General features: G+C 65.6%; 10 protein-coding genes. 7 read left to right on the top strand and 3 right to left on the bottom strand.

The window, feature by feature from the left end:
- Positions 1 to 57: 57 nt before the first annotated feature.
- Both AC1RR3_RS12635 and AC1RR3_RS12630 read left to right on the top strand, forming a co-directional pair.
- Entirely contained in the window at positions 58 to 2,115 is a 2,058-nt protein-coding gene (locus AC1RR3_RS12635) for an ATP-dependent helicase (RefSeq protein ID WP_492822872.1), read from the top strand.
- 56 nt (positions 2,116 to 2,171) lie between these two features.
- The gene (locus tag AC1RR3_RS12630) at positions 2,172 to 3,152 is read left to right on the top strand and encodes an NADPH:quinone oxidoreductase family protein (RefSeq protein ID WP_492822870.1); all 981 of its coding nucleotides are present in this window, start codon (positions 2,172 to 2,174) and stop codon (positions 3,150 to 3,152) included.
- 27 nt (positions 3,153 to 3,179) lie between these two features.
- Here the strand turns inward: AC1RR3_RS12630 and AC1RR3_RS12625 are convergent, their stop codons facing one another.
- The 3 genes from AC1RR3_RS12625 to AC1RR3_RS12615 are packed head-to-tail and all read right to left on the bottom strand — an operon-like array spanning position 3,180 to position 6,298.
- On the bottom strand, positions 3,180 to 4,427 hold the full coding sequence (locus AC1RR3_RS12625; RefSeq protein ID WP_492822868.1) for a metal-dependent hydrolase family protein: 1,248 nt from the start codon (positions 4,425 to 4,427) through the stop codon (positions 3,180 to 3,182).
- A 12-nt stretch (positions 4,428 to 4,439) separates the two neighbouring features.
- Positions 4,440 to 4,943, bottom strand: a complete 504-nt coding sequence (locus AC1RR3_RS12620; RefSeq protein WP_492822866.1) for a GAF domain-containing protein — start codon at positions 4,941 to 4,943, stop codon at positions 4,440 to 4,442.
- Entirely contained in the window at positions 4,940 to 6,298 is a 1,359-nt protein-coding gene (locus AC1RR3_RS12615) for an MFS transporter (protein ID WP_492822864.1), read from the bottom strand. Before AC1RR3_RS12615 ends, AC1RR3_RS12620 begins: the two co-directional genes overlap by 4 nt.
- A 114-nt stretch (positions 6,299 to 6,412) precedes the next feature.
- On the opposite strand from AC1RR3_RS12615, the gene AC1RR3_RS12610 reads away from it, so the two are divergent.
- The 5 genes from AC1RR3_RS12610 to AC1RR3_RS12590 all read left to right on the top strand — a co-directional run bounded on the left by AC1RR3_RS12610 (position 6,413) and on the right by AC1RR3_RS12590 (position 13,919).
- Positions 6,413 to 7,336 carry a LysR family transcriptional regulator gene (locus AC1RR3_RS12610; protein ID WP_492822862.1) on the top strand — a complete coding sequence of 308 codons (924 nt, stop codon included), beginning with the start codon at positions 6,413 to 6,415 and terminating at the stop codon, positions 7,334 to 7,336.
- Between the two features lie 351 nt (positions 7,337 to 7,687).
- Positions 7,688 to 9,097, top strand: a complete 1,410-nt coding sequence (locus AC1RR3_RS12605; protein WP_492822860.1) for a DUF8814 domain-containing protein — start codon at positions 7,688 to 7,690, stop codon at positions 9,095 to 9,097.
- A gap of 71 nt (positions 9,098 to 9,168) precedes the next feature.
- Entirely contained in the window at positions 9,169 to 10,326 is a 1,158-nt protein-coding gene (locus AC1RR3_RS12600) for a hypothetical protein (protein ID WP_492822858.1), read from the top strand.
- A 95-nt stretch (positions 10,327 to 10,421) separates the two neighbouring features.
- Entirely contained in the window at positions 10,422 to 11,453 is a 1,032-nt protein-coding gene (locus tag AC1RR3_RS12595; RefSeq protein WP_492822856.1) for an LLM class flavin-dependent oxidoreductase, read from the top strand.
- A 120-nt stretch (positions 11,454 to 11,573) separates the two neighbouring features.
- Positions 11,574 to 13,919: an SUMF1/EgtB/PvdO family nonheme iron enzyme gene (locus tag AC1RR3_RS12590; RefSeq protein ID WP_492822854.1), complete on the top strand. Its 2,346-nt coding sequence runs from the start codon at positions 11,574 to 11,576 to the stop codon at positions 13,917 to 13,919.
- Positions 13,920 to 13,925 lie beyond the last annotated feature (6 nt).

The raw sequence follows: 13,925 nt of genomic DNA, 5'->3' as shown, positions 1-13,925 counted from the left end.
GCCGCATTGCGATTCGCAACGAGATCGCCGACTCTTGCGGTTTCACCGGGGCGATTCGTGGCGACATATCTGGACACGCTCAATGCGGAGCAGCGCCGCGCCGTGGAGCATGGCGTGGCCGACGGCGCGACCGTGGGCGCCCCCCTGCTCGTCATCGCCGGCGCCGGCTCGGGCAAGACCAACACGCTGGCCCACCGCGTCGCGCATCTGATCGTGGCCGGCGCCGATCCACGCCGCATCCTCCTGATGACGTTCTCCCGCCGCGCGGCATCCGAGATGGCCGGCCGGGTCGAGCGCATCTCGCGAAAAGTGCTCGGCGAGAGCAATGCCGCGATCATGCGCGATGCCCTCACCTGGGCCGGCACCTTCCACGGCATCGGCGCGCGGCTCCTGCGCGAATATGCCGAGCGGATCGGCGTCGATCCCGCCTTCACCATCCACGATCGCGAGGATTCCGCCGACCTGATGAACCTGGTCCGGCACGAGCGCGGCCTGTCGAAGACCGAGAGCCGCTTTCCGGCCAAGGGCACGTGCCTCTCGATCTATTCCCGCTGCGTCAATGCCGAGATGGAGATCGAGAAGGTGTTGGGGGCGCACTATCCCTGGTGCGCGGGCTGGGCCGCCGAGCTGAAGGGCCTGTTCGCGGCTTACGTCGAGGCCAAGCAGGCCCAGCACGTGCTCGACTACGACGACCTCCTGCTCTACTGGTCGCAGATGATGAGCGATGCGCTGATTGCCGAAGAGATCGGCGGCCGCTTCGATCATGCGCTGGTCGACGAGTATCAGGACACCAACCGACTGCAATCCTCGATCCTGCTGGCGCTCAAGCCCGACGGTTGCGGACTGACCGTCGTCGGCGACGACGCGCAGTCGATCTATTCGTTCCGCGCCGCCACCGTGCGCAACATCCTGGATTTTCCGCAGAGTTTTTCGCCGCGCGCCGAGATGATCACGCTCGACCGCAATTATCGCTCGACGCAAGCCGTGCTGGCCGCGGCCAATGGCGTCATTGGCCTGGCGCGCGAGCGCTTCACCAAAAACCTCTGGACCGACCGCAGCGCCGGGCAGAAGCCGCACCTCGTCACCGTGCATGACGAGGCCGACCAAGCCCGCTACATCGTCGAAGCGGTGCTGGCCAATCGCGAGCAAGGCGCGCTGCTCAAGCATCAGGCGGTGCTGTTCCGCACGTCCTCGCATTCCGGTCCGCTCGAAATCGAGCTGACCCGCCGCAACATCCCGTTCGTCAAATTCGGCGGGCTGAAATTCCTCGACGCCGCGCATGTCAAGGATGTGCTGGCGCTGTTGCGCTTTGCTGAAAATCCGCGCGACCGCGTCGCCGGCTTCCGCATCCTGCATCTGTTGCCGGGCATCGGCCCCGCGACGGCGCAGCGCGTGCTCGACCAGATGGCGGAGAGCATGGACCCGCTTGCCGCGCTCAGGGCGCTTCCGGTGCCGGCGCGCACCGGCGACGACTGGACCGCCTTCGTCCGCACGACCCAGAATTTGCGCTATTCGGAATGGCCTGTCGATCTCGAGCGCGTCCGGCTCTGGTACGAGCCGCATCTCGATCGCATCCACGAGGATTCCGAGACGCGCCGCGCCGATCTGATGCAGCTCGAGCAGATCGCGAGCGGCTATTCCAGCCGCGAAAAATTCCTGACCGAGCTCACCCTCGATCCGCCGGACGCGACCAGCGACAAATCCGGACCACCGCTGCGCGACGAGGACTATCTGATCCTCTCCACTGTCCATTCCGCCAAGGGCCAGGAGTGGAAGTCCGTGTTCGTGCTCAACGTCGTCGACGGCTGCATGCCCTCCGATCTCGGTGCCGGAACCTCTGCCGAGCTCGAGGAGGAACGCCGGCTGCTCTATGTCGCGATGACGCGCGCCAAGGACGATCTCCACCTCGTCGTGCCGCAGCGCTTCTTCGTCCACGGCCAGGCCGCCAAGGGCGACCGCCACGTCTACGCCTCGCGGACCCGCTTCATCCCGGAATCCCTCGTCTATCTGTTCGAGCGCACCGCCTGGCCGAAGGCCGCGGCAGGCGCGGCACGCACCCCCGCGCAAGGGCCGAAGGTCGACATCGGGGCGCGGATGCGGGGGATGTGGCGGTAGACGCAAGAGACTGGCGTCCGGACCTGTCAGAATAACTGGAACCGCAGAGGTCCGCCATGAAAGCCGTCGTCGTCGAGCAATACGCCCCCATCGATCAGATCGAGCTGAAGGACATCCCCCACCCGCCCATGGAGCCCGGACAATTGCGCATCCGGGTGGAGGCAGCCGGAATCGGATTTGTCGATGGCTTGAAGATTCAGGGCCTCTATCAGACCAAGTATCCCCTGCCGTTCATTCCCGGGACCGAGTTTGCAGGCGTTGTGACGGACGCACCCGGCGCGCCGGGAGGTTATCAACCCGGCATGCGCGTGATGGGGATGACGCGCTCGGGCGCGCTTGCCGAAGAGATCGTCGTTAGCCCCGCAGCGCTCTGTCCCCTGCCGGACGGCGTCGCGGCCGAGGTCGCCGCCTCGTTTCGCGCCAATTATCTGACCGCACTCTATGCACTGAGCGCGCGAGCCTCGCTATGCGCAGGCGAGCAGCTTCTGGTGCTGGGCGCAGCCGGCGGCACGGGAATAGCGGCCGTCCAGATTGGCAAGTTGCTCGGCGCCCGTGTGATCGCGGCGGCATCGACCCCGGACAAGCGCGAATTCGCGCGACAGCACGGCGCTGGCGCTGTGATCGACTACACGCAGCCCGGCTGGCGCGACACGCTGAAGGAATTGACCGGAGGACACGGCGCCGACGTGATCTTCGATCCCGTCGGCGGCGAAGTCTCGGTGCAGGCCTTTCGCTCCATCGCCTGGCGCGGCCGTCATCTCGTGGTCGGTTTTGCCGCCGGCGCGATCCCGGCTTTGCCGTTCAACCTGCCATTGCTGAAGGGGGGCGCCCTGCTCGGCGTCGACCTCGCGCAGCTTCCAATCCGCGAGCCCGAGGTGCAGAAGCGCCTGATGTCGGAGCTGATGGCTTGGCTGGCCGAGGGCAAGCTGAAGCCTGTGGTCGGTCGCGTCTTCGCACTGGATGATTTCCGGGAAGCGTTCAGGACCATGCAGACGCGCGGGGCGCTCGGCAAGATGGTCGTGCGCATCTCGAAATAAGACGCGTCGGCACACGGTGTCGGGAATTTACGCGTTCAGCCGGTCGAACTGAACCTTGCCCGCCTTCATCACCAGTGGAATGTGCTCGCCCTGGCCGAGCAGGCAGGCGACATCGCGCAGTGGGTTTCCGTCGACCACCAGCAGGTCCGCGATGGCCTCGGGCGCGATGCGGCCGAGCTTGCCTTCCATGCCGAGCACCTCGGCGCCAATCAATGTCGCGCTGGCGATGACGGCGCGGGGGCCGAGGATTTCGGCGCGGATGCGGAATTCGTCGCTCTGGAGGCGCTGCGACGGCCCGAGCAGATCGCTGCCATACCCCATCTTCACGCCGGCATCGCGGTAGATCGCGAGCGAACGCAGGCCGGCGTCGCGGACGTCGGCGATCTTGGCCACGCTCTCCAGCGGCAAGCCATATTGGGCGCCTTCGTTGGCCAGCGCCTCGTAGGTGACGAGCGTCGGCACCACGTAGGCGCCCTTCTCGGCCATCAGCCGCGCGGTCGCAGCATCGACCAGATTGCCGTGCTCGATGGTGCGCACGCCGCAGCGAACCGCGCGTTCGATCGCGGCAGCGGTGTAGGCGTGGGCAAGCACATAGGTCTGGCGCCCGCGCGCCTCCTCGACGATGGCGCGGATCTCGTCCTCGGAGTAGCCGAAGGCGCCGACCGGATCGGTCGGGGAAGCGACGCCGCCGGAGGCCATGATCTTGATCTGGTCGGCGCCCATCTGGAGTTCTTCACGCGCGGCCTTGCGTACGCCGTCGACGCCGTCCGCGACGCGCGCCAGCGCGCCGACGCGCACGCAGCACGGACATGGTGCGTCGCTGGCGAGGTAATCCGATCGTGCCCGCATGTCGCCGTGGCCGCCGGTCTGGCTGAGCGCACGGCCGGAGACGAACAGCCGCGGTCCGTCGGTCAAGCCGGTCTCGATCGCCTGCTTCAGCGCATGGCCGGCGCCGCCGGCATCGCGCACCGTGGTGAAGCCACGCCTGAGCATGCCACGCAGCAGCAACGTCGAGCGCAGCGTCACCAGCACGTTCGGCATGTGCACCTGCTGCGCCAGATTGAGCTCGACGGCGATCGCATGCACATGCAGGTCGATCAGGCCGGGCATCAGCGTCTTGCCCTTGAGGTCGATGGTGCGATCGGCGCTGGCCTGGATCGGGCGGTCAGAGACCTCCTTGATCAAATTGTCTTCGACCAGCACGTCATGGCCTGCCAGCAAGTCCGGCTGAAGCGGATCGAGCAGTGCGGCGTTCTTGAAGAGGATGCTGGGCATCGCGGAATCCTGTCAGAGCGAGGCCGGCGCAAGCAGCGCCGGCAGGGTGAGCTGGGCAAAGGGAAGGCACGCGGCGACGTCATCCTCGCCGTACCAGCCCGCCTCGTGAAGCAGATTGAGCGAGCCGAGCGTCCGGCCGCGCCAGCGCACGGGCATGTTGAGCACGCTCTCGCAGCCGAGCGAGGCGATCAGCTCGTGGTCGGAGAACACCTTGCTCAGATCATCCTGCGTACGGCCGATATAGGCTTCGCCGCGGTCGAGCACAGCCTCGGTCCACGGGCCCGGCGCGAGGCGCTTGCGTCCGCCGGTCGGATACGGCCCGGGGAGATTGGAATAGACCCGCGCCGCTTCTCCGCTGTCGCCATCGTAAGTCAGGATCGTGAACAGCTTGTGCCCGATCGCCGCCTTCATAGCTTCGTCGAGTGCCCCGAACAGCGCATCCGGCTGATCGACCCTCCCCTGCGCCGCCGCGACGGCGCAGAGCAAGGGATCAGCTGTAACTTTCGTGCGCGTCATGCCACTTCACCCGCCGCGATCTCTTCCAGCGAACGGCCGCGCGTCGGCACGCCCATCAGCACAACGGTGACTGCCCCAAGCAGCAGCACCGTGGTGGTGACGCCGAACACGCCGGCGAAGCCGAAATTCGGATAGAGATAGCCAACCAGGATCGGCGAGACGATCGCACCGATGCGGCCGATTGCGGAGGCAAGCCCGGCGCCCGTGGTCCTGACCGGCGTGGGGAATACCTCGGCGGTATAGGCATAGACGCCCGCATAGGTGCCGTTCATGAACAGGGACAGGAAGATTCCCGCCAGCATAATGTGCTGGTCAGTCTGCGCGAAGGCGAGCCCGAGCGCACTGGCGCCACCGAGCACCATGTAGGTCGCGATCGTCGCCTGCCGGCCGATGCGCTCGTTGAAATATGCCGCGCTGAAATAGCCGGGAATCTGCGCGCAATAGATCGCGATCGAATAGGCGAAGCTCTTGGTGATGCTCATGCCGTTCTGGACCAGCAGGCCAGGGATCCAGACGAAGAAGGAATAATAGCTGAAGGTGATCGCCAGCCACATGATCCAGGTCATGATGGTGATGCGCGCCTGCCGTCCTGCCAGCAGCGCGGCGAAGTTGGCGAGCAGCGTTCCGGTCGCTCCGGCCGGCGCCGTGGCCTCGACCACCGGCTGCGGCAGGACATGGCCTGCGCGCGCAAAGCTCGCTTCGATCCGGTCGAGCACGGCTTCGGCTTCCTTCTCCCGCCCGCGGCTTTCGAGCCAGCGCGGCGATTCCGGCAGGGCCCTCCGCCACCACAACAGCATGACGACCGGCACCGCCGTGATGACCAGCACGATCCGCCAGCCATTGTCATAAGCGGGAACGATGAAGTAGCCGAGCAAGGCCGCGGCGACGAAGCCGAAGGAGAAGAAGCCGGCCAGTGCGCCGGTGAAGCTGCCGCGATAGCGGCGCGCCACGAACTCCGCAAGATAAGGCGCGATGATCGCGCTCTCCGCGCCGGTGCCCATGCCGGCGACGACGCGCGCGGCGAAGAAGGTCGGCCAGCTGTCCACCATCGCGCTCACGATCGATGCCGCGCAATAGAGCGCCAGCGCCGACATCATCACCGCGCGGCGGCCGATCAAATCGCCGAGCGTGCCGGCGAACAAGGCGCCGAACAGGAAGCCGATATAGGTACTGCTGCCGAGCACGCCGATCTGCACGCTCGACAGATTCCACGCCGTGCGCAGCACCGGCAGGATGAAGGCCAGCACCGCCGCGTCCATCGCGTCGAACATGTAGCCGAGCCCGCCCATCAGCAGCAGATGCTTGTGGAAGCGTGCGAACGGAAGGCGCTCGATGCGCGCCGATATCATCGACATGACAGTCCCCTCAGTCTTGGCGGCCCGGCGCTCCGCGTGTCCCTGGGGGAACCATAGACAAAGTGACATTATCGTCATAATTTATAATCATGATCTAATATATCACCATGGTGAATGTGTGTGTCGTTCCGCGCGCTCGACCTCAATCTCCTGAAAGTCTTCGAGGCGCTGATGACCGAGGGCAGCGTCACCCGCGCGGCAAGCGCGCTGACGATGACCCAGCCCGCAGTCAGCAACGCATTGGCGCGGCTGCGCGACGCGCTCGGCGATCCCCTGTTCGTGCGATCCGGCACCGGGATCCGCCCCACCCAGCGCGCGGTGGTGCTGTGGGAGCCGATCGGCGAAGCGCTGGAAAGCGTGCGCGGCGCACTCGACGAGCAGGTGTTCGATCCCGCCCGCGCGCAGACCGAGTTCAGCCTGTCGATGTCGGACTACGTCTCCTCGCTGGTGATGCCGAACCTTCTCCAGCACCTCGGCAAGGTCGCGCCCAAGGCACGCGTCCACACCGTGCCCAACACCGTCATCGAGATCGCCGACCAGCTCGAGGACAACCGGGTCGATTGTGTGCTCAGTGTCTATGTCAACGAGGCGCAGCAGCCGGCCGCCATTCGCTCGCGCTCGCTGTGGACGGTCGACTACGCCTGCTTCATGCGGCGCGGCCATCCGCTCGCCGCCCAGAAGCGACTGAGCACCCGCACCTTCCTGAATGCGGGACATGTCGATGTCAGCCTCGCGGGCAAGACCCTGCCGTCCTACGACCTCTTCCTCGCCTCGCGTGGGCTGTCACGCAACCTGGTCGCAACCGTCAACCACTACAGCGCCGCCTATGAGGTCGTGCGCCAGTCCGACCTGATCGCCGTGCTGCCGAGCGATCTGCGCTCGCAGTCAAGGCATGCGCCGCTGCTACACGCCATGCCGCTGCCGCTCCGCGCGCCGCCGCGCATCGTCAGCCTGTTCTGGCACCAGCGCAACGACACCGTGCCGGCGCAGCGCTGGCTGCGCGAGACCCTGGTCGAGATGTTCGCCGGATCCGACTGAGCCGGCTGACGCCACCCCCTTTCCGCCCGTCATTAACCAGCATACGCCGCCACGAATGCGGCACCGCAGCAAAATGCCGCGCTTGACGGTTCGATCGGCAGTTGCTTCTATTGCCCGATATTACTTTGAGCTGTTGGGATAATTGTTTTGCGTACCCTTGGTGATCCCTGCCAGCGCAGGTCGAACATGTTTCAGCAAGTTTGTTTTTGCGGGCCGCGCCATCGCGTCCGTCGCGCGGGACTGCTCACCTCACAAAGCCCTGAACGCGTTCCTCAATCTGCCGCACCGCTGGTGCGCGCAACGTAGAGAGGCATAGCCATGGCCGCGACAATCCCTCCCTGGTTGGCAACGATGCGGCAAATCACGGGTACGCGGGCGCTCGACAACGGCGACAACCCCGTCATCATGAGCTGGCCGAAAAAGATCGGCGAGCTTTTCCCGGACACAAGGGACTATTGCAAGGAATACACGCACGACTCCATCGCATGGTGCGGCCTCACCGTCGGCTATTGCATGGCGGTGAACGGCATCAAGCCTCAGTTCGGCGGTGACTCGGACTCGCGCTTCCTCTGGGCCAACGCCTGGACCGAGTTTGGAACCGATGCCGGCGGCGCGCCGCAACCCGGCGACGTGCTGGTGTTCAAATGGGCTAGTGGCGGACATCACGTCACCCTCTACGAGGAGACGAGCGGCAGCAGCTATGTCTGTCGCGGCGGCAACCAGGACCATCAGGTCAAGCTGTCGAACCTCCCGAAAAACCGCTGCGTCGCCATCCGCAGGCCGCCGGCCGCCGCCATCGCGACGACGGCAGACACCGTTCACTCACCGGCGCAGATGCAAAGCCGCGTCATTGCGACCGTATTCGGCGGCGCATCCGATCCGAAGACCAGCGCCTATGACGGGCACATGATCGACGACACCGAGCTCGGTGTGGCGCTGCCCGCCCACATTTCCGATCCGCGTCCCAATGTGAGCGTGTCCAAGGACGGCAAGACGGTCATCTGCAAGGTCGTGCATATCGGCCCCTGGAACACCGACGATCCCTATTGGAAGGCCGGCGCGAGACCCCAGGCCGAGTCCGGCGTCGACAGCCAGGGACACAAGACCAATGGCGCGGGCATCGATCTCACGCCGGCCGCAGCGAAGGCGATCGGTCTCATCGACAAGGGCGAGGTCGACTGGGAGTTCGTGGGCGCCCCGCTGACCACGCCGTTCATTCCGTTCCCGTTCCACAGAGACTCATCGTCCCCCGACCTGGTGCAACAGCTGCTAGCTCAACTGGAGGCCGCCAAGATGCCCACCAATCCAACCACACCGCCAGCCGGCGGACCGCCCGATTTCGCGGCGCTGATCGGAGAGGCGCTCAAGGTTTTCCAGACCCTCGGTGGGCCAGGCGGTCAACCGCCGCCGGCCACGGGCGGAACCGGCACGACACCGGACCAAGTCCAGCAGTTCATCAAGGTGCTGGGCGCACTGGTCGGCGATTTCGGCGGCCCCAAGGGGCTGGGCCAGGTCAATGGCGCGCTCGGCAGCACCATCGGCAATCTGCTCGACGGCAAGAAGAGCGCAATCGGCATCATCGGCTCGGTGCTGACGGCGGTGCTCCACGTCGTCGGTCCGAGCCTACCCGCGGCGCTGACCACCGCGATCGGCGGCCCGCTCGCGCCGGCGATATTGCCGATCTTCCTTGGCCTCACGGCCTGGGGTGTGCTCGGCAAGTTCGAGAAATGGATGCCGCCGACCACGCCGCCGAAGCAGTGAGCGCGGCAACCAAAGCAAGGCAGGACTGAACGGAAATTCGCCCGCGTCAAACCACGACCAGGATGGCAGACATGTCCGAGCAGGATGCAATTCGATGGTTCAAGACGCAGTTCGGCGGGGCGATCACCGCAGCCTGCCGCGGCACGCCCTACACGCTCGACATGGCCACCGCGATCGCGATGCAGGAGACCTTTTCCGATTGCTGGGGCCCCATTTACAAGACCAAACCGGCCAGCGAGGTGCTCAAGCTCTGCGTCGGTGACACGTTAGACGCGCCGAACCGCAGCGCGTTTCCCACCAGCAAGGGGGCTCTTCTTGCGGTGCCGTCGGGTTCAAGCATGTTCGACGTCGCCCGCCAGGCGCTCCTCGACGTCGCCCAGGTCAACCGCACCTATGCGAAAGTGGCGCAGAATCCCGACAAGTTCTGCCACGGCTACGGAATCTTCCAATACGACATCCAGTTCTTCAAGACCGATCCGAGCTTCTTCCTGACGCGCGGCTGGTACGATATGGCCGAATGCATCAAGCGCCTCATCCAGGAGCTGGACGCCGCCTGCAAACGCGCCTTCGGGACGCGGAAGTCGACACTCACCGACGATGAGATGATGTACGTTGCAATCGCGTATAATCATGGGAGCGTGCGGGTCGGCGCCGGCCCGCAACAGGGATTCCGGCCCAAGGAGGGCGGCCCCTTCTACGGCGAGAACTTCCAGCACTATCTGGCGCTCGCCCACGACACGCCGGTGGACGTTCACATCCCGACCGATCCCGGCCCGATCGCCGGCACCGGAACCATTCCAACGATTCCGGCCGGCCAGCGGGATCTCCCGACGCTGGTGCAAGCGGCGATGGCCATCTTGCAGGCGATCGCCGCGCGACAACAATCGCAACAGGCCGGGACAGGCCAGGTGCCGGCAACGAGGCAAGTCGACGACTTCATCAAGCTCCTGACGATACTCACCGGCAAGACCGCCGACGGACAGTTGGGACAGGTCAACGGTGCGCTCGGACAGACCGTCGGCAATCTGCTCGACGGCAAGAAGAGCGCGATCGGCATCATCGGCACCGTCATCACGGCGTTGCTGCAGCAGGTCGGCCCGCATCTGGACACGACCGTGCCGCTGTTCGGCGATTTTGCCCAACTCGGTCAAGCCGTGCTGCCGATCTTCCTCGGCACGGGTACCTGGGGAATCCTCGGCAAGTTCGAGAAATGGCTGGCGCCCCGCTGACGTCCAAAACGGAAACCGAGCATTTCCAGAAGCAGCCTTGCCGCGACAGGCCTGCCCCCTAACTGTCATCGATCCTCCCAACAGAGACCCGATCGATGACCGCACCGCTTGAATTCGGACTGGATACTTTTGGCGACGTCACCAAGGATGCCTCCGGCGCCATGATTTCCCATGCGCAGGTGATCCGCAACGTCGTCGAGGAGGCGGTGCTGGCCGACGAGCTCGGCCTCGACTTCATCGGGCTCGGCGAGCATCACCGCGCCGATTTCGCAATCTCCTCGCCCGAGACCGTTCTGGCGGCCGTCGCGGCGCGAACGAAGCACATCCATCTCGGTTCGGCCGTGACCGTGCTGAGCTCGGACGATCCGATCCGGGTGTTCCAGCGCTTCGCCACGCTCGATGCGCTCTCGAACGGGCGCGCCGAGGTGATCCTCGGCCGCGGCTCCTTCACGGAATCCTTTCCGCTGTTCGGCTTCGACCTGCGCGCCTACGAGGCGCTGTTCGAGGAGAAGCTGGACCTGTTTGCAGCACTGCTGTCGCAGAAGCCGGTGACCTGGGAAGGCAAGCTGCGTCCGCCCTTGCGCGATCAGCTGGTCTATCCGCCGGTCGAGAACGGCACACTGAAAACCTGGATCGGCGTCGGCGGCAGCCCGCAATCGGTGGTGCGCGCGGCGCATTACGACCTGCCCTTGATGCTCGCGATCATCGGCGGCGATCCGACGCGCTTTGCGCCCTACGTCGATCTCTACCACCGCGCCTTCAAGGAGTTCGGCCGCCCAGTGCAGCCGATCGGCGTGCATTCGCCCGGTTACGTCGCCGAGACCGACGCGCAGGCGCGCGAAGAGCTGTGGCCGGACTACAAGGCCATGCGCGACCGCATCGGCAAGGAACGCGGCTGGCCGCCGATGGGCCGCGACGAATTCGTCAGCGAGGCCGAGCACGGCTCGCTCTATGTCGGCTCGCCGGAAACGGTGGCGCGCAAGATCGCGGCGACCGCGAAAGCACTCGGTATTTCGCGCTTCCAGTTAAAGTATTCGGCGGGTCCCCTGCCGCACGAGAAGCTGATGAAGAGCATCGAGCTCTATGGTCGCAAGGTGGTGCCGCTGGTGCGGGAGATGATGGGGTGAGGCAATCATCGCCGCCATCATCCGAGGGCGGCGGATTCTCGCGCTGACTGTGAGCGAGATCACAGAGCATGATGCGATACGGTGTTTTATGCCGTAATTTGCGATTATGCTGGAAGCATGATGCGTGTCGTCTCGGCCATCGTCTTGATGCTCTGTGCGATCTGCCTGCTCAGCGAACCCGCTTTGGCTGACCGGCGGATTGCGCTGGTGATCGGCAACTCCGCCTATGAGCGGGTTCCGCAATTGCCAAATCCTGCCAACGACGCCGCCGCGATGGCGGAGATGTTCAAGAAGGCGGGCTTCGAAGCGGTGACGCTCAAGCTCGACCTCAAGGCCCTCGAGATGCGCCGCGCGCTGCGCGAATTTGCCGATGCGGTGCGCGATGCCGATCTCGCTATCATCTACTACGCCGGCCACGGTCTCGAAATAGAGGGCAGCAACTACCTCGTCCCCATCGATGCCGTCCTCGAACGCGACATCGATGCCTTCGACGAAGCGATCCCGCTGGATCGGCTGCTGGCCGTCGTCGAGCCGGCGAAGCGGCTGCGGATGGTCATCCTCGATGCCTGCCGCGACAATCCGTTCGCCAAGCGGATGAGGCGCCCGGTCGCCTCGCGCTCGCTCCAGCGCGGGCTGGTGATGGTCGAGCCGACCAGTCCGAATACGCTGGTCGCCTTCGCGGCCAAGGCCGGCTCGACCGCCGACGACGGCGACACCAAGAACAGCCCCTTCACCACAGCGCTGGTCAAGCATCTGCCGGTTCCCGGCCTCGATGTCCGCAAATCCTTCGGCTTCGTGCGCGACGACGTTTTGAAGGTGACGAACTACAAGCAGGAGCCGTTCATCTACGGCTCGCTGGGCGGCGATGACGTTGCCCTGGTGCCGCTGCCGCCTGCCCCCAAGGTGGATCCGGCGCTCGCGGCGCGCGACGATTACCAGCTCACCTCGCAGATCAACGTCGTTGCAGCCTGGGAATCCTTCATCGCCAAATATCCGACTGGCTTCTACAGCGACCTCGCCCGCGCCCAGCGCGACAAGCTGATCGCCGCCAGGGATGCTGAGCAGGCCCGCCTTGCGGCGGAGAAGAAGGCCATCGACGACGCCAAGGTGGCAGAGGATGCACGAATTGCGGCTTCGAAGAGGGCAGCCGAAGAAGCCAGAGCCGCGAAGGCTGCTGAAGACGCCAGGGTCGCGAAGGCCGCCGACGCGGCAAGGCTTGCCAAAGCGGCCGAAGAGGCCAAGGCCGCAAAGGCAGCTGATGAAGCCAGAGCCGCGAAGGCGGCGGAAGAGGCCAGGGTTGCGAAAGCGGCTGAGGAAGCCAGGGCCGCAAAAGCGGCTGAAGCAGCCAGAGCTGCGAAGGCGGCTGAAGATGCCAGGATCACGAAGGCGGCCGCAGCGGCCAAGGCTGCGGAAGCCGAGCGGGTAAAAGCGGCGCAGCCGGCCCCCGGCCAGCAATTGGCCGCGATATTGCCCCACGATGTCAGGCCCGCTCCCGACGTCGGCAGGGCCCAGCCGCGCGTGCAGGGCGGCTGTGCGGGAACGGAGCCGCAGGCTGCCTCTTTGTCGCTCGACGCGCCGAAGGCGCTGTCGCTGCCGGAAGAATGCAGCCTGAAGCCGAAGCAGAGTTTCAGGGAGTGCCAGAACTGTCCCGAGATGGTGGTCATTCCCGCGGGCGAATTCATGATGGGTTCGCCTGCCGGCGAGATCGGCAGCGGACTTGCGGCTGCCAATGAAGCGCCGCAGCACAGGGTCGTGCTCAAGGAGCCGATCGCGCTCGGCCACTTCGAGGTGACGCGCGATCAGTTCGCCGCCTTCGTGACCGCCTCGGGCTACAGGGCCGGCAACCGCTGCTTCACGTTCGAACAGAATGTCCCGACGGAGCGCGAGAACCGCTCCTATCTGACGCCGGGCTATGCGCAGGACGGCAGCCATCCGGCCGTCTGCGTCAGTTGGAACGACGCGCAGGCTTATGTCGACTGGCTGTCGAAGACAACGGGCAAGCCCTACCGCCTCCTGTCGGAGGCCGAGTTCGAATATGCCGCGCGCGCCGGCACCACCCTGCCTTATGCCTTCACCGACAATCCCGCCGATCTCTGCCGCTACGTCAACGGCGCCGACCAGGCGGCCAGAAATGCGGGCCTGCCGCAGGATGCGCCATACATGGCGTGTAGCGACGGCTATCCCTTCACCGCGCCGGTCGGCTCGCTCAAGGCCAACGCCTTCGGCCTCTCCGATCTGATCGGCAATGTCTGGGAATGGACGGCCGACTGCTTTGCCGATGACTATCGCGGCGCGAGCTCGGACAGCGCGGCGCGTTCGCAAGCGGACTGCGCGTCACGCGCGGTGCGCGGCGGCGACTGGTTTTCCGCCGCATCCTCGCTGCGGCCGGCAGTCCGCGCCAAGGCCGGTCCCGACGCACATCACGACGACATCGGCTTCCGGGTCGCGCGCACGCTGGCGCGTTGAAGCAAG

It is taken from the genome of Bradyrhizobium sp. GW821-FHT13H05, from assembly GCF_058804065.1.
The sequence above is the reverse complement of the archived record's forward strand: the minus strand, read 5'-3'. Positions and strand labels throughout refer to the sequence as shown.